Raw genomic sequence first — 20,150 nt, 5'->3', positions numbered from 1 at the left:
ACTAAGCTCGCCCAATTCCTCGGGTTAGGTCTTGCAGCCATAGGTGAAGAAACCGCGGCTCCACAAGCCGCCGAGCATAAGGAGGCACAAAATAGCTCCAAACCGCCTCCACCCGAGCAACCCGAAAGTCGGGGGAGCGGGACGACAACCGCTGCGCGGACGGCTCACCCCGCTCATTGGCATCCTGCTGGTCGCGTTCAGCGCCAGACAGGCGGTTTCGGCGGTATCGCCACTCATTGGTCCAATAGGCGGGGACCTATCCCTCGACGCCGTGACGACCGGCATCCTTGGAATGCTGCCGACCGCCGGCTTCGCAGCGATGGGCTTCCTGGCTGTTCCACTGATCCGACGTACCCAGCCCGAACACCTGCTGCTGGTGTCAATCCTGCTGACAACACTCGGCCAGGTCGGACGCGCCCTGGGGTGGACTACCCTCGCCTTTTTGGTGTTCACCTGTGTCGCAATGCTGGGGATCGGCGTGGTAAATGTGGTGATTCCGCCGCTGCTGATGAAGTATTTCCCCGATAAAATCGGGGTCCTCCCTGCCCTCCACGTAACTCTCCTCGCCGTCAGCACTGCCGTGGCCGCCCAAGCGGCTATACCCTTGGCGGGTATGTATGGCTGGCGGTTCTCCATCGGCATCTGGGCGGTCATCAGCGCCGCTGCGGCCGTACCTTGGCTGATGGTCCTTTCGGGCAGGCGTACGGCTGCCCGCGTCGGGAAGCCGCCCACCAGCGAAGTGCCGCCGCCCCGCACCAGCGTCGTCAAGCCCTGGAGATCATCTCTTGGCTGGGGAACGGCACTGATCTTCGCGAGCAACACGTTTGCGGCGTTGGCGTGGCTTCCGACTGTTCTTGTAGACAGAGGGATGAGTCCGGGAACGGCCGGATTCATGTTGGCGCTCTATTCCATCCTCGGCCTGCCCGTCGGCCTTATTGTGCCTTTTGCTGTGGTGAGGATGCCTCGCCCGCTTCCTGTCGCAATCCTGTTCGTCGTCACGTTCGCGGTCGGCTATGGAGGCATCATCTTTGCTCCGGTAACTTCTGCCGGGGTGTGGGTAGCCATCGCCGGGCTTGGTCAGGGCGCATACTCCTTCGCGTTTACCATGATCAATAAGCGAGCACGAACACAGACCGGGTCGGGGGTACTGTCCGGGTTCGCCCAGGGGATCGGCTACACCCTGGCAAGCCTTGGCCCATTCCTTTTTGGCCTCCTGCATCAGCCCGGAGACCACTGGCTGCCGTCGTTCGGCATGCTCGGAGCCTGGCTGCTCGTGCTTACCACGGGAGCCCTGATGATCAACAGACCGCGCGTGATTGAAGATGCACTAAGGACTTCGGGGCCCCAAACGCCGCATCTCAATACCGAGATACCTCTCGTCCACGACCGGAACCAGAAGGCTCCGAAAACCTGAGCTGAATAATCCTTGACAGACCCTGCTCCCGACCCTATGTTTATTGCAACCGATCTCAGCAACCGATCTCAGTCGCGCTGGTGAAAATGCAACCGATCTCAAAGGAGAGATGAATTGATCAAAGCTGCAAGTACTTTGACCGCCATTGCCGTCGCCGGGGCGCTGCTCACCGGCTGCTCAGGCAGTTCAGGCGACTCCGGCAACAACAACGACGACGGTCCCGTCACGTTGACGTACTGGGACTTCATGGACCCCAGCCAGAACAACCCACGGGCTGCGGCGCTGAAGCAAAACCTCGAGAACTTCCACAAGGAAAATCCCGACATCACAGTCCAGCTCTCGACGGTTTCCTTCGGTGACATGATCAGCAGGCTCCCGCAGGCAGCAGCAGCGGGACAGACACCGGACGTCGTGAAGATGTTCGCCCCGGTTGTTCCCCAAATTGCTGCCGCGCAGGTCTATCAGCCGCTTCCTGAGGAGGCCAAGCAGATCACTGACTGGTTGCGCCCGGTGGACAAGCTGGCGGACAAGGATGGAAAGCAAGTAGCCGTCCCGTACGACTACCGTACGTGCACGCTCTATTACAACGACAAGATCCTCAAGCAGGTCGGCGCTGCCGTACCCACCACCTGGGACCAGGTCGCCGAGGTTGCTGGGAAAGCGGCGAAGGCCGGATTTACCGGGTTCGGGACGGGGTTCTCCGGGGTCGACAACTCAGCGATCATCTCGACCTTCTTCGATTGCTTCATGAGCGAGGTGGGGCAGGAGATCTCCAACCAGGACGGCAAGGCCAGCTTTAACACTGAAAAGGGTAAAGAATTCGCCGACTTCCTCGTGAAGCTCAAAAAAGCCGGCGGCATGCCACCGAGCGTTGTGGGGGACCAGTACTCAACGGTTGCGGACGGCCTCCAAAACGGCACTGTTGCCATGTCCGCCCTCGGAACGGAACGCCTCCTGACCCTGCAAAAGGCCAACCCGGACATCAAGTCGGCCACCCTGCCCAAAACCTCAAACGGCTCGGACACGGGATCGACGTTTGGCTGGACCCTTGGCATCGGCGCCGGAAGCAAGCATGCCAAGGCGGCTTGGAAGTTCATCCAATACATGACCGGCCCGAAAGCCGGGGCGCTCATGGCAACCGGGGGAGACGTACCCACCCGCTCGTCGACGTTCCAGGAGCCGTACTTCACCACTCCCGAGGCCAAGACCGTGCTGGACGTCAGTAACTTCGTCAAAGATCACAGCGAGCCACACACCTACCCGGACAACTGGATCGCGATTGCCGGTGGACTTGCCAACGCCGGACAGCAGCTGTACCTGAACAACTCGTCCGCCGACGATTTCATGAAAGCTGCCCAGGACGCAGCCAACAAATGAGCCCCCGACCGGACAGGACTAACCAGGTAAACCTGCCCCCAGGAAAGCGAATCCCATGTCAGTGACACAAGAACAACGCGCAGCGCGGAGCACCAAGCCCCGTCTCCGGCCGGCACGGAAGGACCGCGCAGTCTGGCTCTACGTCATCCCGGTCGTTGCTGTCTTCCTTTTCGTCTTCGTTGGGCCCCTCCTCTTCACAGCCTGGACGGCCTTCCACGACACCACGTACTACCAAATCAAGGACTTCTCGGGACTAAAGTCGTTCACCAAGCTTTTCACCGATAAGGACCTTCCCAAACAGATCGGCACCACCCTTGCCTTCTCGCTCGGGGCCCTCGCGATTGCCTTGCCACTCGGCTTTGCCTCAGCGGTGGTCCTGAATAAAATCATTCGCTTCAAGCGGACGGTGCGGAGTCTGTTCCTGCTTCCATGGCTGATGTCACAAGCCACCGTCGGCACCCTCTGGCTGTGGTTCCTCAACCCCACCTACGGCCCGGGGACAGCCATCACAAAAGCCCTTGGTTTCGGGCCCGCCGATGCGTTCTCCACACCGGGTTCTGCGCTGCTGGCACTAACACTCATCACCGCGTGGTGGTCCTATCCCCAGGCAATGGTCCTCTTCCTCGGGGCGCTTCAGACCGTACCAACCGAACTGTATGAGAGCCTGCGCGTTGACGGAGGGAACGTGTGGCAGGGATTCGTGAACATCACACTTCCCTTCCTTCGCAACACCATCGTTTCCGTCGTCGTCGTCCTCCTGATGCTGTATGTACAGATGGTAACCATCATCCTGGTCACCACCCGCGGCGGGCCCCTGGGCGGAACGGAAACGCTCTCCATGCGGGTGTTCAACAAGACGTTCCAGGACTTCGACCTCTCCGGTGCCTCCGCGGCAGCAATTTTGCTCTTCGCCATCAACATCGCCTTGACACTGGTAGCGATCCGCTTCCGACGGAAGGAAACCCTGTGACTGCCACCATTCCCGCACGCCGCCGACCCGGGCATATACTCCGCCGGCTACCCATCTGGGCAGTCGTCGCAGTCACGGCGGCCCTGGTGCTGCCTCCCGTCCTGTGGATCTTATCGACGTCCCTGAAAACCGATGCGAACACGGTCGCTTTCCCGCCCGTGTGGATACCGAACCCGTTCTCGTTCGACAGCTACGGCGGACTCTTCACCTCCACCAACGTCCGCTTCTTCCTGAACTCGCTGATCTACGCCATCGGTTCGATCATCCTCGCCCTGGCCGTCTGCGTTCCCGCAGCCTACGTCGCGACCCGATACCGGGGCCATCGCATGGAAAGCCTCATGACCGCAATCCTTGTGCTGTCCATGGTCCCCGGCGTCGTCGTCTTCATTGCGCTCTACTCCATGTTCGTGAAGACCGCGCTCATCAATACCTACCCTCTGCTGATCGTGGTCTACACCGGCATCATTTGCGGACAGACGATCCTGTTCCTGCGCAACTTCATCGAAAACATCCCAGTTGAGATTGAGGAAGCAGCAGCAATCGATGGATGCAGCCGACGCCAAATCCTTCTGCGCATCGTGCTGCCACTGATCCGCCCAGGCATCGCCGCCGTCGCGATCTTCATCTTCGTCTTCGTCTGGAACGACTTCCTCGTCGGGACCGTCCTGGCAACAACCGAAGACATGAAGACCGTGCAAAACGGCATCGTCCGCTACATCTCCACCGGCTACGGCAACTTCTGGGCCGCCTTCGGCGCCTTCGTCATCGTCGCATTCATACCTGTCCTGGCCATCTTCGCCGCCTTCCAACGCTGGTTCATCGCCGGCCTGACCTCCGGTGGTGTCAAGTCATGACCTCAGCAACACCAGCTCCGCGCGTCGCAGTCGTCGGGGCGGCCGGCTGGGCCGGCTCCCGACACGCACGAGCATTCGCCGCAGCAGGGGCCCACGTCACGGCTCTTGTAGAAAAGGACGACCGCGCCTACCCCCTCGCCCAGGAACTGGGCGCCGTGCTGGTAGCCAGCACCGAAGCGCTCCGCCCCGAGCACGCAGACCTCGTGGTCGTTGCCCTCCCGACAACCATTCAACCCGCCATCTGCGCTGACCTGCTGAACCGCGGCTTCCATGTGCTGACTGAAAAACCGGTCGCCGCAGACGCAGAAGGCGCGGCCGTCCTTGCCGCCGCGTCCGGTGTCAACGAGCGCCTGATGGTCGGATACACCCTCCACCAGCACCCGGCAGCAGCCCTCCTCTCTCGATGGGTGAGGAACAACGACGTGGTCGCCGTATCCGTACGCTCCGTAGCCCACAAACAGAACGTCGATTCCTGGCGAGCTGACCCAAAGGAGGGCGGCGTCGCCGTTGTAAACGGCATCCACGCCATCGAGTTGGTGTCATCCTGGTTCGACGGTGACCCAAAAGTCCTTGCCACAAGCTCCAGCAGCAGCCTATACGGCTCGCCGGTACCGGAGTACGTAGTCACCGCCCTCGAATTTCCCGCGGGAGCCGTGTTCCAGCTGCAGACCTACTGGTCTCCCTGGCAGGAGCCGCAAGGGCTCAACCAAGGGGACTGGAGTCTCACCATCGATGTACTCGCACGCAACGGCCGGATGCTGTGGTCCAACGACACCGTCCACGTCTGGAACCGGGACGGGAGCCACGACACAACGTCGTTCGCCCCCACCGACCTCTTCCGTCGCCAGGCAGAGGCGGCGCTCAAATTCCGCACCGGCGAAGGCCCCGCCGTTACGTTCAGCCAGGCTCTCCGGGCCACCGCAATCGCCGACGCGGTCCTGGCTGCAGATGCTTCGGACGCGGAGGACGTTGTCGCCCGATAGCATCACCAAACCTGAACAACGCGCGAGCGGCCCAACTGCACTACACCTAAGGAATTGAACATGAAGCGAGCAACTCACGCTTTCACCGCCGGGGACCCGCGGTGCACCTACGCCCATGGCAAGGAGAACAAATGAGCCTCAAAGACCAGGTGGTTCTTGTAACCGGATCCAGCGGCGGGATAGGCGATGCCGCCGTCAACACCCTCACAGCAGAAGGCGCCATCGTCGTAGGCGCTGACCGTTCCCCTAAAGAGGGCCAGAACCTCAAGGCGTTTTACCCCCTCGACATCACCTCCGACCAGCAATGCGCGGCTGCTATCCAAGACATCACAGCCAAATACGGCCGCATCGATGTCCTGATCCACGCAGCCGGGGTGCTCGGCCCCACCCCCGGCATCATGGAGACAACCACCGAGGAATTTGACTCCATCCTGAGGATCAACGCCACCGCCACCTTCACGATGGTGCGGGAGACCGCCAAGTCAATGCTCGAGACCGGCACTGCCGGTGCCATCGTGGTCCTATCGTCAGTTGCGGCCAAGGAATCACGGCTCAACTATCTGCCCTACAACGCGAGCAAGCTCGCTGTACTTCACATCATGTGGTCATTCGCTGAACTGCTCGGGCCCAACGGCATCTCCGTCAACGCCATCGCACCAGGCCCAGTAAATACACCCATGTGGGCACAATTCGCCAAGGATTCCGGACCGGATGCAGCCGCCAACCGCGCGAAGCGGGCAGCGCAACTTCCGATGCGGAGGTTCGCCGAACCCGACGAAGTCGCCCGCGCCATCCTTTTCCTCGCCGATCCCGACAACCGCTACATCACAGGAGTTTCCCTCGATGTGGCAGGCGGAGCACACCTGGGAATCGGAACCTAAGACTACCCTGCGGGGCTTCATACGTGCCGTCGCCCGATGCTCCCGGGCCTGGCTTACCCACCAACATCAACGCCTCAGGGCTGCCCTCATCGCGCGCACAGTATTCAACAATCGGAGACGAGTAGGGAGCCCTGACCCACCAAGGAGACACCTAAATGCGACACCATCACACCGCCCTGCACGTTACGGACATGGAACGCAGCGCGCGATTCTACGAGGACGGCCTCGGACTAACCCGCTTGGATGCATGGACCTCGGGACCATACATCGGCGAACTTTACGGCCGTCCCAACGTAAAGGTCAGAGCCATGCTTCTCACCACAAATGACGGAACCTTCCGGCTCGAACTTGCCCATGCCGAGCCTCTCCTGCCCGCAGTCGACCCATCAGATGCACAGCCAGGCACGGCACACCTTGCCTTCACAGACATTGACGTACGGCAGGTTTACGCCAAGATGACGGCCCTTGGTTACAAGGCCGTATCCGAACCAGTTGCCCCGACCTCAGGCCCCATTGCCGGCGGGTGGCTCGTCTACCTCCTCGACCCAGACGGAAATCGGGTGGAGCTCATTCAAGCACCAGACTGGCAAAGTGCTGACCAGACATAAAATCCTCCTGCTGCAATCGGATTCCTGGCCTGGCACCATATTGTGGCATCAGGGGTCCGATGCTGCTCGCTAAAGTCCCCCGGTCTGTAGAAGGACCTGAGAACCCAAAACGAACATGGGGCCCGACTCCTCCACGGCCCCTGCCCGACGGCGGGAGACTCAGTCCGCGGCCGCGACCCCAAGGTCCGCGGCGTGGCTGCTGATGGCGCGGGCCAGGTCGATGTCGCGGCTGGTGATCCCGCCGACATCGTGGCTCGAGAGCGTGACGCCGACCTCGGGGTAGGTGAGCGTGAGGTCGGGGTGGTGGTTGGCCTCCTCGGCGGAGGCGCCGATGCGGTTCACGAGCTCCAGGCCGGTGGAGAACTTCCGGGTCCTGAATGTGGCGGCGAGGGCCCCACCGGTCACGCGCCAGCCGGTAAGCCCGGCCTCGGCGATCTCGGCGGCGGACAGCTTCCATTGGGGATCAGTCATGGTGCCATCATGGCTCCGGAGGGGCGCCGTGGACTACCCCTGCAGGCACCACGCCTCCCAGTGTGATGGCCGGCTGGCAACTTCGGTAAAGCTCCGCACCGTGTAGGGATGACGCTGTCACGCCCTGGCAGGTGAGGGATTGGCCCGGCGGCGGTGATCAACCGCATGAATTCGCCCCAGGAAACGACGGACCGAGTTCGGGGAATTGCCCCCCAAAGGAGTGTGTGGACAATGTCCACACTTTTCGTAGCAGAGTGCCTCGTACCGCCCACGAACTGCTCCGGATTCTGGATGTTTTCGCCGGTTCCCAATGTTTGCAAGGGTTTGAATATAGTTCGAGTCCCACCTCGGGCACGACGTTTTCCCTCGTCAGAGGCGATTTTGCTTTGACGTGTTGACAAAGCTTGCGTTCGCGTCTGTGACGGCTGGTTGGCGGGCCTTGGCCTGGCTGCCGCGGAGCCTATTCAGGTGTGTGGGGGTGACGGGTTCAAGACCCTGGCTGGTGGGCCTTCCGCCTGCTGTCGTACGGGTCTGCGGTTCCTCATTCCGGTTATGTTGGTGGGTTGGCCGGTGGTGGCCTACATCTATTCATGCCGCGGGGTACTGGGGACAACATGACCTGTACGCACCTGCTCTCCTGTGCTGCCGCAGGCCGGTCTGAAGGACCGGTAGAAAGGGCGGCCCGGGTGCTTTGTCCTGTCAAAGGGAGTGTGTACAGTGTCCACACCTATTACTGCTTTTTCGAGTACGAAGTTATTGAGTTTGCGCAATCCCTGACAGTTCTGATCACCGCACATGCCGTCCAGCTCATGAACAGCTATGGCTTTTAGTTCTCAGAGCCTTTGATTATTGCGAACCGAGCTAGAGGGCCTGCCGGAACTAAGCGTGGTTGCCGTTTTCAGGCCGAGCCTGTCGACGCGACAGACCCCGGCCGCGGCAAGCGCGTCGAGCTGCAGCTGCGCGTCCTGGTTGGATGAACTGACCCGTGTATAGCCAAGGTGTCTCACGTTGCCACTGCGGCTCGAAAAGGCCTCTTCAAGGCACTGCTGAAACCTCCCTCGCTGAGACGGCATAGCGAGACGTCAGGAAACACGGTATGACGCAGAACCCTATTCCTTTGATTGGCCGTATAGGGGTGTCTTGGAAGGCTTTTGTTTTTCGGGACACATGAGGGATGAGAGGCTGGCTCTCCAGCGAAACCGGTGTCGGAGGGATCCGATGAGCAGTTTCTCGCGGCCGAAGTCTATTGTTCAGCTCGGGCTGTTCGGGACTAGGCGCCAGATTCGGTGGGTTTCGGTGTGGAGCAGCCGCCGTTCCCCGATCTTTGGCCGGTGAATCCATAGAACGCCGAGCTCGGGAGCTGTTATTTCAACATATGCCGGATCCGGGCAGTGGAGGTCGTCGGAGATAGCGACTGCGTCGCCCGGCTGCAGGGATGACCAGTCGGTGACTTCCTGATGGGCGCGGTGATGGGATTTTGACATGTTCATCCTTTGCAGAGGCAGATGTGAATGGATAACCCGCACCTGACCGGTGGTGGCCAGACACGGGCTATCCAGAAGGGAAAATTCAGCCGTTGATGATTTGGGGGACGCCGAGGTGTTTGAGTCCTTCAGCACCGAATTCGAGGCCGTAGCCGGATTGTTTTGCGCCGCCGAAGGGGATGCGTGGGTCGACGGCGCCGTGTTTGTTGATCCAGACGGTACCTGCTTGGATTCGGGCGGCGACGTTGCGGGCTGTTGCGGGGTTTGAGGACCAGACGGAGGCGCCGAGGCCGACGTCGAGGGCGTTTGCTTTCTGGATTGCTTCGTCGATGGTGCTGTAGCGGATGATGGGCAGGGCGGGGCCGAATTGTTCTTCGGCGACGAGTGGGTTGTCGTTGTCGATGTCGGCCACGAGGGTGGTGGGGTAGAAGTAGCCGGGCTGGTCGGTGTCCGGGTTTCCGCCGAGGAGGACGCGGGCTCCGGAGGCTTTGGCGGCCTCGACGAGGTTCGCGACGATGTCGTATTGTGCTTTGTTCTGCAGTGGTCCGAGGACGTTGTTTTCGTCCAGGCCGTTACCCATCGGCATGGCCTTGGCCACGTTGGTGAGTTCGTCGCAGACGGCGTCGTAGATGTCGTCGTGGACGTAGAGGCGTTTCAGGGCGGCGCAGGTTTGGCCGGTGTTGATGAAGGCGCCCCAGAACAGGCCTTCGGCGATGGCCTTCGGGTCGGCGTCGGGCAGGACGATGCCGGCGTCGTTTCCGCCCAGTTCCAGGGTGAGCCGCTTGACGGTGTCCGCGGAGGATTTGATGATCGCTTTGCCGGTGGCGGTGGAGCCGGTGAACATGATCTTGCCGATGGCGGGGTGGGAGGCGAGGGCTTCGCCTACATCGCGTCCGCCGGAGATTACGGTGAGGAGCCCTTCGGGGAGGGCTTCGTTGATGGTGTCGACGAGGGCAAGCACGCTGAGCGGGGTGTGTTCGGAGGGTTTGACCACTACGGCGTTGCCCATTCTCAGGGCGGGGGCGGCCTGCCAGACGGTGATCATCATGGGCCAGTTCCACGGTCCGATGGCCCCGACGACGCCGATGGGCCGGTAGTGCAGTTCGGCGCGGGTTTCGCCGTCATCGACGAGGGTTTCGGCTTCGAGGGGTGTCCCGGCGGCGGCGCGGAGCCAGGCGGCGCAGGCGCCGACTTCGAAGCGGGCGTTGGGGCCGTTCAGCGGTTTGCCCTGCTCGCAAGAAAGCAGCTGGGCGAGTTCTTCGGCGCGGGCTTCGATGGCGTCGGCGGCCTTCAACAGTGCAGCGGACCGTGCCTCGTGGCCGAGCTCGGCCCAGCCGGGCTGGGCGGCAACTGCCACGTCGATGGCGTGCTGCAGGTCCGCGACCGTATGCACCGGGGCTTCTCCAACGGGTTCACCGGTGGCGGGATTGAAGATGGTCCGGGCAGCAACGGAGCCCTCGGTCAGGACGGGTGTGGTGTTCATGGCATTCTCCTCATTGAGTGGTTAGTTGTTGTTCCGCGTGAATCCGGGATGGTCACCATTGGTTTTGATCAGTAGGGCCGTCGAGTGTTTCCAGTGCCAGACGGAGTTGCTCGATCATGTGTTGGGCGTGTTCGAGTTCGAAGACGAGCGGTGGCCTCATTTTGAGGACGTTTTCGTGGCGACCGATCTTTCCGATGAGAACGCCGCGGGAACGCATCTCTTCTGTGAGTGCCTTGGTGGCGGCGGGGTCCGGCGTCGCATCGTCGGGATTGACGATTTCAAGGCCAAAGAAGAGGCCCCTGCCGCGGACGCTCTTGATCCTGGGGTTGCCCTTAGTAAGGGCTGCGAGTTCGTCAGCGATGAACTTGCCGAGTTGGTGTGCATTTTCAACAAGCCCGTTCTCTTCCATGACCTGCAGGACAGCAAGGCCTGCTGCTGACGAAACGGGGTTTCCAGCAAATGTGTTGAAGTAGGTGTTGTTTTCCCCGAATTCCTCCATCAGTGCGTGCGTGGTGATGACGCCACCTACGGGGTGGCCGTTGCCCATCGGCTTGCCAAGTGTCACCAGATCAGGGGTGGTGCCGAAAGCCTGGTGGCCCCACATGTGGTTGCCGGTCCGTCCGAAGCCTGACTGGACCTCGTCCGCGATGATCAGTCCGCCGGCGGCATGGACCCGGTCGGTGACCGCCTCGATGTAGCCGTCGGGGGTCTGCAGGAGTCCCTCGGTTGAGAACAGCGGGTCATACAGGATGGCTGAGACGCCGTAGCCTTCGGCCTGGAGCGAGGAGATGGCTGCGTCGACGTCGCGCAGCGCTTCCTGGAGGAGGCGCTTTCGTTTAGCCGGTGTCAGCCCTGCTGCGTCCGGAATACGAATGGGGCGTACGTGGGCGCCGAGGGGTTCTTTGACCTGGAGGCCGGTGGTCAATTCGGCAAGGGTCGTGGTGTTGCCGTGGTAGCTGTGGTCCGAAATAAGGATGCCGGTGTTGCCGGTGTGTTGCCGTGCGATTCGCAGCGCGAGCTCGTTTGCTTCTGATCCGCTATTGGTGAAGAACACCCGCTCCAAGGGGGAATCGAAGAGCGCCAGCAGCTTTTCGGCGTACTCAACGACGCGTGAGTTGAGGTACCTCGTGTGGAGGTTGACGGTCTGCAGCTGGGTTGTGATTGCTTCGCGGACGACGGGGTTGGAGTGTCCGACGTGGGGAACGTTGTTGTAGACATCCAGGTAGGTCTTGCCGGTGGCGTCGTGGACCCACACGCCCTCGCCGGCCACGATTTCCAGGGGAGTGGCATAGAACAGCGGGGAGTGGCGCCCGATGGTGCGTTCGCGGCGGTTAATGAGACCTTCCTGGAGGAGTGCGTCGGGTGCCGGTTCTGTGGCTGTTTCGAGTGTCATTGCTGTCCTTGGCCGTTGGTGCGGATTTGAGTCCGGAACATGAGTCGGTGGGTGTTGCCGGGGTCGGACGGTCGATGGCCGGCCCCGGCAACCGGTTAGAGGGCTTGGGCGCCGGCAGTAGCGACCAGGTGGTCGTTTTCCACGGTGCTGCCGCTGACACCGATGGCGCCGACGGTCACCCCGTCTTTGGTCAGTGGGATGCCTCCGGGAAAGGTGATCAGGCCGCCATTGGACACTTCGATGTTGAACAGCGGTCCGCCGGGCTGCGAGATGGAGCCGATGTCTCCGGTGGGCATGTCGAAGTAACGGGCCGTGCGTGCCTTTTTGATGGCGATGTCGATACTGCCGAGCCACGCACCGTCCATGCGGGTGAAGGCCTTGAGGTTTCCGCCGGCGTCTACAACGGCAATGTTCATCAGGGTTTCCGAGGCCAGGGCTGCCTCTCGTGCCGCTTCAACTATCTTGTGTGCTTCTTGCTGTGTGATGTCGTTCATCTGTTGCTCCGAAATCTTTTCCTGTTTATGGGCGTAGTTGTATCGACTGGTGTAGAGCCAGCCTTGGGTAGGCGCTAACGCGCGGCGGGGGGTGTTAGACGAGAGCTGCTGGTTTTGCGGCTGCCTTTATTAAGTCGGGGAAGTCAGGGGCTGTTATTTCGGTGATCAGCCCTTCCCAGCATGTACGCAGTTCCCCTGCGTAGTCGGCGTCGTCGTTGGGCGCAGCGTTGCCCATTGCGGTGATCCACAGTCCACTGTTGGACCAATGGGCCACCGCCATGAAGAGCCTGGCGCGGGCCATTTTTACTGGGTCAGTGTTGCCGAAATAGGCTTCGAAGAGTGCCTGTGCCCTCTCTTTCCCGAATCCGTTTTGCGCTGCAATAAATCCGATCTCGTAGCACGGGTCCGAGTTGCCGGCGAGGTCCCAGTCGATAATGTTGTAGGTCATCGAGGAGGTGTCCTTGATGATGTTTGCATCCCAAATGTCCAGATGGCAGGGAACAAACTGGGACGGATCCAGGGCCAGGACGGTCTCCAGGCGGTCCATCAGGGCCTGGATGGCTGACGTTCCGGGCGGCAGCTCGATACCCTGTCTTCTGGCGGCCTCCATCCTTTGTCGGGCCAGGTTGAAGGGGTTGATGTCGTTGAGGAACCGGCGGCCGGAGTGATGAAGCCGGTGAAGGGCAGGGACGAGTCGGGTGACGGAGTCATCGTCGTCGCGCAGCCTCGGGTGGCCTCCCGGAACAAAGTCGAGAGCCAGTGCCAAGGGTTCGTTTGAGACTGTTATGACGGGCGCGCCTACGCCGATCTCGGCGGCAATTCTCGTGTTTTCCAGAACAACGTGGGCGGCGGGCAGAACTCCTACCGTTTCCCAGTAGTTGTTCCAGAGCTTGACGACGCAGCGACGGGAACCGTCCTCGACGAGGTAGTTCTTATGGGCCTGGCCGCCGGAGAGGGAATGTGCGGTGACGTGACAGCCACCCCAGTCGGGGTTCGTCGAAAGCACCGCCTCAATGCTGGTGATTTCGGTATCAGGGACGATGGTCATTAGGATTGGATGTCCTTCGATGTTCGAATGCAGGTGCACTGTGTTGGGGTCGGAGGTTGTCCTGGCTGCACTGTTCGCACTGTTTCACGAGCTCCCACAAGCTCTGTAACGGTGCGGTCAGGACATCTGCCGGTGTCACTGTTTACGCCTTTGCTGTGGCGAAGCGTGAAGGCAGGAACAGGTTTGTTTCGGGGCGGGAAACGCCGTCGACATGATCGGCCAGCATTTCACCAACAACCGCTGCATAGCGGAACCCTCGGCCCATGTCTCCGGTGCCGATGACGACATTGGACGACTCCGGGTGTCCACCGATAACCCAATGGCCGTCCTCCACCTCAGACCACATGCATACGGTGGTCGATACCGGGTTGGTGTCGATGTCCGGAAGCCTGGCGCTGAGGACTTCCTGGATCCGTTCGAGGTCTCCGGGCCTGAGGTCCTGACTGAGGTCCTCGGGATCGATCCAGTTTCCCTTCCCGGGGACAGAGAACTTCCATTCACCGTTAGGCTCGGAGCAACCGTAAGCCGGTGCCTCGTCCGATCCTGGGGGCTTGGCGAAGTAGATGGCTGGCTTCGGTGGCCCGTCCTGGCGGAAATTGGCCAGCACCTGACGGTCCACCTTGTAGGGCAGATCCAGTTGCATCAAATGGTTGGCGCGGGCACCCACGGTGACGACGACCTTGTCGGCTGAATAGTTACCCTGATCGGTGCTCACGACGATGCCCGAAGCGCTCTCATCCCAGCCTTGAACCGCTTCTCCCGTGCGCAGGGTTGCGCCGAGCCGGCGAGCCTCCGACTGCAGGGCCTTGATGGCGGGGTGGACGAGGGCAACGGTGCCGTTTGGCTCCCATACGGCGACTTCGTCGTCTTTAATCGTGGCCCAAGGGAACCGCTTCCGTGCCGTCGACGCGTTGAGGGCATCGTACTCAAAATCGGACGCGTTCAGGGATGCCACCGTTTTGTCGAACCACATTGATCCGGGTTCGCCGACGAACACAGTTCCCGAACGTTCCAACAGCCGGGTCCCGGTTTTCGCGGCCAACTCGTCCCACAACTCAAAGGTCCGCTTTGTGAAGGTGGTGTACTGGGCTCCTGCACTGCTGGATTGCCGGGCCAGCCGTGTGGCGCCTCCGTGCGAGCCGTGCATGTGTGGCGGTGCGAACTTATCCAGGCCGAGCACGGACTTGCCGCGGGCTGCCAAGTGCCACGCCGCCGATGAGCCCCAGGGGCCCAATCCAATGACGATGACGTCGTAGTGTTGTGTTGACACAAATTCCTCCGTTAGTGGTTTTCGGACCCTTGGCGGGTCAGACAGTGGCTCGTACTAGAAGTCCGTCCATGAGCAACCGGATAGCCGCGACCGCTGGCCCGGCGTTCGCCGGCTCACGTGCTGCAGCAGCCCCGGCAGCGCGGATCGCCCCGGTTATCGTTGCAGCCAAGGCCTCAGTCGGTGCGTCCTCCGGCAAGGTGCCGCTGTCCTTGGCATCCTTCAGATCCCGCGCAATGAGCTCTTCGAAAGAGCGGGAAGTCGAGCCCATGACGTCCGATAGTGCTGACACCAGGTCCGGTCCCATCACCCCGTAGAACCGGCCCTTGGGCTCCTTTGTCGCCTCCACCAACGCCGTGGCCAGCGCCGTGATTCTTGCGCCGGGGTCCGTCAGGGCATCCCGCAAGCTGATCCCTCGTACGTACACGGCGTCGGCGATCCGCAGATAAACTTCGCGGACAATTTCGTCCCTTCCGCCGGGGAAGTGGGCATAAATGGTGCCCCTCGAAATACCCGCCTGCTGGCTGAGGACCTCGAGCGCGGTAGAGGCGTACCCCTCCGAACTCAGCAGCTCAGCTGCGGTGTCGAGAATGTCGCCGCGGGTTCTCATGCGGTTGCGTTCCCGAAGGGAGAGGGGCTTGTTGGAGGCACTCATTTCTGGTCCTTCGTGTGGGGTGCTGGTGATCTGCTTCACATGATTGCACATCAGATCCTAAAAGTGAACAGTCTGTGCAAACTTTGAAGAAGAGGTACGAGGCCGCTCCGATGCGGTTGAAAACATTGAACACTATGCCTAAGTTCTGAACTAGTCATGCAAAAAACATTTAACGTGTTCTATTGCAGTACGAAACATTCAGTGTTTACCTTTTATGTATGAAACAGGTCACACCAGGCTTGGCTGGCCCTAACTCCCTTGAGGGCGTCCGGAACTTCCGAAGCCTCGGGGGACTGCCAGCGCACGGAGGATCCCGTGTGGCTGAAGGCATGGTGTACAGGAGTGGACACTTCGGATACTCGACAGCCCTGGACCGTCAGAGGCTGGAGGCGGCACGCCTGCACTTCATGGATCTGCGAAGTCCTTGGGAATCCGACGCCGAAGACCGTTGCGTGCCTGCGCTAACGGCTGTACAAACGCCACTTCAGGCTCAAGACAGCAGGGACGCGTGCCTGTGGTCTGCGGTTCGCGAAGGTCGCGTGAGCGAGCTTGGCAGGACGCTGACTGCTGCGGAGGCTGAAGAGGTAATGCACCGGCTCTATGCCCGTGACATAGCCGGCAACCCATCGGTATTTGCCAATTTCCTTCAGTCATTGGCTCGAGTTGAGCTGCCTGTCGTCGTCCACTGCTCGGCAGGGAAGGACAGAACCGGATGGGCAATAGCCATCCTTTTGACCATCCTGGGAGTACCTGAAACCGCAATCCTCGAAGACTACGTTCAGAGTTCATTGCCGGAGAACCAATACCTCATCAGAGATTCCGCAGGCAGCGTCGCGCCCATCGACAGGCACCTGCGAACAGTCATCACACCCTTGCTGGAAGCGCGGCAAGGGTACCTCGAAGCCGCATGGCACAGCGTGGAGCACGCCTGGGGATCACGTCACTCCTACTTGGAAGACGGACTCGGCATCACTCCGGCGCTCACAAACAAACTCAAGGCACGGCTCCTCGTCTGAGGAAGCCCGACCACGGCTACGGCCATTATCTGCCCGAAAGAGAAAACCCATGATTGATAATGTCAGCGAGTTGCCGGCAACGACGCCGTCCAGCACACCTGTCCCACCGCAAGCAGGCCATCTCCGCTCAAATAAACTCGGCGTCTTCGCCATCGCCTTTTTCGTCATCGCAGCGGCGGCCCCCATGGCAGCCGTCGTGGGCACCGGTCCCGTGGTCTTTGCTGCGGTTGGACCGGCAGCCCCCTTGATCTACGCGATCGCTGCCCTGCTCATCGCACTCTTCGCCGTCGGATACCTGCGCATGAGCAGGTATGTCACCAACGCCGGCGGCTTCGTCGCCTACATCGCCAAAGGCCTAGGTACACCCTGGGCCACGGCAGGAGCTGGTCTGGCGCTGCTGATGTACCTCAGCTTGCAGGTCGGGCTCTGGTCGCAGTTCGGCGTCTTCGCCGGGCAGTTGCTGGAGAGCATCACGGGACTCTCCGTGCCCCCGCTCGTCTGGATTGTCGCGTTGCTTCTGATCTCCACGGCACTCACTATGCGGGGCGTCGACACGAGCATCCGACTCTTGGCCGTCCTCATCATTGGTGAAACGCTCGTAGTGGCTGCCCTCGTTATCGTGCTCGTTGCCAGCAAGGGGCCAGGAGTCTTCACATTCTCTGGCTTCACGCCAGAAAACCTCTTCAGCCCGGGCCTGGGCATTGCACTGCTGTTCGCCTTCCTGTGCTTCACCAGCTTCGAAGCAACCGTGGTTTTCTCTGAAGAAGCAATCAACCCCCGCAAGACGATCCCGCGGGCCCTCTACGCCGTGATTGCCTTTGTCGGAATTTTTTACACGCTCTCCATCTGGGTTATCGGAGGGGCCATCGGGGTGGACAACATCCAACAGGCGGCAACGGATGACCCTGCGGGATTCATCTTCAACCTCGCCTCCGAAAATGGAGGGAGCGTCTTGAGCATGGCCATGCAGGTTCTCGTCGTGACCAGTTACCTCGCCATGCTGCTGGGCCTGATGAACATGTTCGCCCGCTACCTTTTCGCCCTCAGCCATGCCGGAGTCCTGCCGGCCAGGCTGGCCACCGTTTCCAAGGATGGGAGTCCCGCCACCGCAGCCCTGGCCAACGGCGTGGCCGTCGGCATCGTCGTGGTTGCCTTCCTGGTCTTCGGCGCAGATCCGCTGACCGTCGTGTTCGCCTGGTTCAGCGCCTTGGCAACGGCAGCCTTCATCACCATCCTCATCGTGGCGTCCGTATCCATCGTCGTGTTCTTCTTCCGGACCAAAGACAACACCAGTATCTGGGCGACCAAGATCGCACCCACTCTCTCCACCCTGATCCTCTCCTACATCGGCTACGTGACGATCGAGAACTACGACTCCCTCATTGGGCCTGACAACGCCGCCGCGAAATGGCTGCTCGTCCTCATTCCCGCCGCGATGCTTGGCGGCCTGGTGTTCGGCAGGAGCAAGCGCGACATCGACTACGCCAGAGAAGTAATCTGACGCGGATACCTTCCTGCCGCCCCTCTGGCGGCAGCAAGGTATCCGCCATCGTCGATGGGGAAAGCATTTCGGCATTGAAGCCACCAGAATGACGCGCAAAGGTACGCCGCACCCTTGTTTAAGTCGAAGGGTTAGTCCTTCATGAGACGGCAACAGCACACACTCCGAAACAGAACCGGGAGATCCAAATGACCCCCACACCAGTTGCAGTTATTACGGGCGGAGGAACCGGAATCGGAGCCGCCACCGCCGCAGCACTCCGGGGCCAAGGGTGGGAAGTTGTCATCTGTGGACGCCGGCGGGAAGCTATCGCCAAGGTCGCTGAAACAACCGGCGCCCACGCTGTTGCCGCAGACGTCAATTCGGTTTCCGATATGGAACGGCTGGTCGAGGACACCGTGGATCAATTCGGCACCATCAACGGCCTGGTTCTGAATGCCGGAATTGTCCGTGCCGGCAGTGCCGGCGAGCTGTCCGATGAAGACTGGAACGCCATGGTCAGCACCAACCTCACCGGGCCCTTCCTACTAGTCCGTGCCGCCTTGCCGCACCTGATCAAAGCCAACGGCTCGATCGTAGGGGTGGCCTCGGCGGCCGCACTTCGGGCTACCGCTGGAATCGCCGGTTACGATGCCACGAAGGCCGGCCTTGCCATGTTGATGCATTCCGTGGCCGTCGACTACGGACCGCGCGGGGTGCGCGCCAACGCAGTATGCCCAGGCTGGACCCGGACAGAGATGGCCGACATGGAGATGGGCGACTTCGCTGAACACAGCGGCATCGATCGCGAGGAAGCCTATAGCCTCGCCACAGCGTTCGTCCCAAGCCGGCGCCCGGCCGCATCCTCCGAGGTCGCCGATGTCATTGCCTGGCTGCTTTCCGATCAGGCCTCGTACGTCAACGCCGCCACGATCCCGGTGGATGGGGGACTGATCGCAGTCGAGCCCGGCGCCATCGCCTTCGACCCCCGGGTCAGTATCTGCACCACTGGCGCCGACGGACCCACCCCGGCGATGCAAGCGATTCCCTGACTAACCACTACAGCCCGTCTTTCACGAGTTAATTGGAAAAGGAGTGTGGACTTTGTCCACACTCCTGGTCCCGGACTATCCCGTACTGCCTCCAAATGCGCCCGTATTTCCGATGTTTTCGCGGGTTCCCAGTGTTTGCAAGGGCGAGAATGTAGTTCGAGTCCCACCTCGGGCACAGCAGATTCCCCTCGTCAGAGGGGCATTTGGCTTTAACCTGTTCAGATACTTTGAGTGTCTTCGCTCTGGCCCGCCGTGCCCTCCCGAGATGATGCGCCCCACTGCGCGGACCTGTTTCTTTCCTGCCGCACGGCTATTTGCTGGCGCCGGCGGTGAGGCCTTCTCGCAGGGTTCGTTGGCCGAAGATGAACACGACCAGTGCCGGCAGCATGGACAGGATCACGCCGGCGAGGACCACCGAGATGCTGCCGGTGCCGAGGTTGCCCTGGAGCGTGACCAGGCCGAGGGGAAGGGTGAAATTCTGTTCGCTGATGGTGAGGATCAGTGGCCGGAAGAACTCGTTCCAATGGAAGTTGAAGCCGAGGATCCCGACGATCGCCATGCCGGGGACGGCCAGGGGGACATAGACCGAACGGAAGATCCGCCACGGCCCCGCACCGTCCAGGGCTGCTGCTTCGGCGAAGTCGTTCGGCAGGCCAAGGAAGTACTGGCGCATCAGGAAGGTGCCGAATGCTGTGGGAATGGCCGGCAGGATCAGGGCCAGCAGGGTGTCGGACAGGCCCATTCCACGGATCAGCATGAACACCGGGACGATGGTGACCTGCACCGGGACCATCATGGTGGCCAGCACCAGCGAGAAGATGGCGTTCTTACCGCGGAAGTCCAGGCGGGCGAAGGCGTAGCCGGCCAGGGTGGCCGACGCCATCTGGCCAAGTGCGATCAGGCCGGTCACCAGGGCGCTGTTCAGGACCAGGAGGCCGACGTTGATCTGCTTGAACACTTCCTGGTAAGCCGTGAAGTCAGGGTTGATGGGCAGGAAGGAGGGCGGCAGGTTGAACGATTCCGACGGCGTGCGCAGCGAGGTGGACAAGGTCCACAGGACAGGGCCGAAGGTCAGCGCCGCTGCCACGGCCAAGGCTGCGTATCTGCCGACAGTGCCGGCTGATGGCAAGCGGCGGGGCGTACGGGTGGCGGGCGGTTCGGCGGTGGAACCGGAAGGCAAGCCGGTCCCGGTGTGCAGGGTCTGGCTGGACATGGCGGAC

18 protein-coding genes and 1 pseudogene are annotated in these 20,150 nt (G+C 61.3%); 10 read left to right on the top strand and 9 right to left on the bottom strand.

Going from position 1 to position 20,150, the window contains the following annotated elements; translation table 11 throughout:
* Positions 1-91 precede the first annotated feature (91 nt).
* The 7 genes from AC4EEO_RS10120 (at position 92) to AC4EEO_RS10090 (ending at position 7,087) form a co-directional block, all read left to right on the top strand.
* Positions 92-1,414 (top strand): MFS transporter, encoded by a 1,323-nt coding sequence (locus AC4EEO_RS10120; RefSeq protein WP_491340416.1) that lies wholly within the window; start codon positions 92-94, stop codon positions 1,412-1,414.
* Between the two features lie 114 nt (positions 1,415-1,528).
* Positions 1,529-2,791 carry an ABC transporter substrate-binding protein gene (locus tag AC4EEO_RS10115; protein WP_223994969.1) on the top strand — a complete coding sequence of 421 codons (1,263 nt, stop codon included), beginning with the start codon at positions 1,529-1,531 and terminating at the stop codon, positions 2,789-2,791.
* A 55-nt stretch (positions 2,792-2,846) separates the two neighbouring features.
* Positions 2,847-3,761 (top strand): carbohydrate ABC transporter permease, encoded by a 915-nt coding sequence (locus AC4EEO_RS10110; protein WP_223994971.1) that lies wholly within the window; start codon positions 2,847-2,849, stop codon positions 3,759-3,761.
* On the top strand, positions 3,758-4,615 hold the full coding sequence (locus tag AC4EEO_RS10105; RefSeq protein ID WP_223994973.1) for a carbohydrate ABC transporter permease: 858 nt from the start codon (positions 3,758-3,760) through the stop codon (positions 4,613-4,615). The genes AC4EEO_RS10110 and AC4EEO_RS10105 overlap by 4 nt, the downstream gene beginning before the upstream one ends.
* Complete coding sequence (locus AC4EEO_RS10100; RefSeq protein WP_491340369.1) at positions 4,612-5,598, top strand: Gfo/Idh/MocA family protein; 987 nt, start codon at positions 4,612-4,614, stop codon at positions 5,596-5,598. The genes AC4EEO_RS10105 and AC4EEO_RS10100 overlap by 4 nt, the downstream gene beginning before the upstream one ends.
* Before the next feature lie 131 nt (positions 5,599-5,729).
* Positions 5,730-6,479, top strand: a complete 750-nt coding sequence (locus AC4EEO_RS10095; RefSeq protein ID WP_223994975.1) for an SDR family NAD(P)-dependent oxidoreductase — start codon at positions 5,730-5,732, stop codon at positions 6,477-6,479.
* 155 nt (positions 6,480-6,634) lie between these two features.
* Complete coding sequence (locus AC4EEO_RS10090; protein ID WP_223994976.1) at positions 6,635-7,087, top strand: VOC family protein; 453 nt, start codon at positions 6,635-6,637, stop codon at positions 7,085-7,087.
* Between the two features lie 159 nt (positions 7,088-7,246).
* Here AC4EEO_RS10090 and AC4EEO_RS10085 read toward each other — a convergent pair whose 3' ends face one another.
* From AC4EEO_RS10085 to AC4EEO_RS10050, 8 genes and pseudogenes are all read right to left on the bottom strand, one after another.
* Positions 7,247-7,558, bottom strand: coding sequence for a 4a-hydroxytetrahydrobiopterin dehydratase (locus AC4EEO_RS10085; protein ID WP_223994978.1), 312 nt, complete (start codon positions 7,556-7,558; stop codon positions 7,247-7,249).
* A gap of 911 nt (positions 7,559-8,469) precedes the next feature.
* Positions 8,470-8,565, bottom strand: a pseudogene (locus AC4EEO_RS10080) (recombinase family protein); the annotation flags it as partial.
* 562 nt (positions 8,566-9,127) lie between these two features.
* The gene (locus AC4EEO_RS10075) at positions 9,128-10,525 is read right to left on the bottom strand and encodes an aldehyde dehydrogenase family protein (RefSeq protein WP_491340368.1); all 1,398 of its coding nucleotides are present in this window, start codon (positions 10,523-10,525) and stop codon (positions 9,128-9,130) included.
* A gap of 52 nt (positions 10,526-10,577) precedes the next feature.
* Positions 10,578-11,918 carry an aspartate aminotransferase family protein gene (locus AC4EEO_RS10070; protein ID WP_134165428.1) on the bottom strand — a complete coding sequence of 447 codons (1,341 nt, stop codon included), beginning with the start codon at positions 11,916-11,918 and terminating at the stop codon, positions 10,578-10,580.
* Positions 11,919-12,013: 95 nt separating this feature from the next.
* Positions 12,014-12,412, bottom strand: a complete 399-nt coding sequence (locus AC4EEO_RS10065; RefSeq protein WP_133832290.1) for a GlcG/HbpS family heme-binding protein — start codon at positions 12,410-12,412, stop codon at positions 12,014-12,016.
* Positions 12,413-12,506: 94 nt separating this feature from the next.
* Positions 12,507-13,460 (bottom strand): phosphotransferase, encoded by a 954-nt coding sequence (locus AC4EEO_RS10060; RefSeq protein ID WP_491329874.1) that lies wholly within the window; start codon positions 13,458-13,460, stop codon positions 12,507-12,509.
* A gap of 142 nt (positions 13,461-13,602) precedes the next feature.
* Positions 13,603-14,730, bottom strand: a complete 1,128-nt coding sequence (gene solA, locus AC4EEO_RS10055) for an N-methyl-L-tryptophan oxidase (protein WP_081620240.1) — start codon at positions 14,728-14,730, stop codon at positions 13,603-13,605.
* A 37-nt stretch (positions 14,731-14,767) separates the two neighbouring features.
* Entirely contained in the window at positions 14,768-15,382 is a 615-nt protein-coding gene (locus tag AC4EEO_RS10050; protein WP_491329876.1) for a TetR/AcrR family transcriptional regulator, read from the bottom strand.
* A 218-nt stretch (positions 15,383-15,600) separates the two neighbouring features.
* Here AC4EEO_RS10050 and AC4EEO_RS10045 point away from each other — a divergent pair, with 218 nt between their 5' ends.
* The 3 genes from AC4EEO_RS10045 to AC4EEO_RS10035 all read left to right on the top strand — a co-directional run bounded on the left by AC4EEO_RS10045 (position 15,601) and on the right by AC4EEO_RS10035 (position 18,930).
* On the top strand, positions 15,601-16,398 hold the full coding sequence (locus AC4EEO_RS10045) for a tyrosine-protein phosphatase (RefSeq protein WP_081620239.1): 798 nt from the start codon (positions 15,601-15,603) through the stop codon (positions 16,396-16,398).
* A 49-nt stretch (positions 16,399-16,447) separates the two neighbouring features.
* Entirely contained in the window at positions 16,448-17,899 is a 1,452-nt protein-coding gene (locus tag AC4EEO_RS10040) for an APC family permease (protein WP_491340367.1), read from the top strand.
* A 188-nt stretch (positions 17,900-18,087) separates the two neighbouring features.
* Complete coding sequence (locus tag AC4EEO_RS10035) at positions 18,088-18,930, top strand: SDR family NAD(P)-dependent oxidoreductase (protein WP_491329878.1); 843 nt, start codon at positions 18,088-18,090, stop codon at positions 18,928-18,930.
* Between the two features lie 310 nt (positions 18,931-19,240).
* On the opposite strand, the gene AC4EEO_RS10030 is transcribed toward AC4EEO_RS10035, so the two are convergent.
* Positions 19,241-20,143: a carbohydrate ABC transporter permease gene (locus tag AC4EEO_RS10030; RefSeq protein WP_491340366.1), complete on the bottom strand. Its 903-nt coding sequence runs from the start codon at positions 20,141-20,143 to the stop codon at positions 19,241-19,243.
* Positions 20,144-20,150 lie beyond the last annotated feature (7 nt).

The sequence above is a fragment of the Pseudarthrobacter sp. MOO13 genome (assembly GCF_058267655.1).
This window is presented reverse-complemented; position numbering and strand designations above follow the sequence as displayed.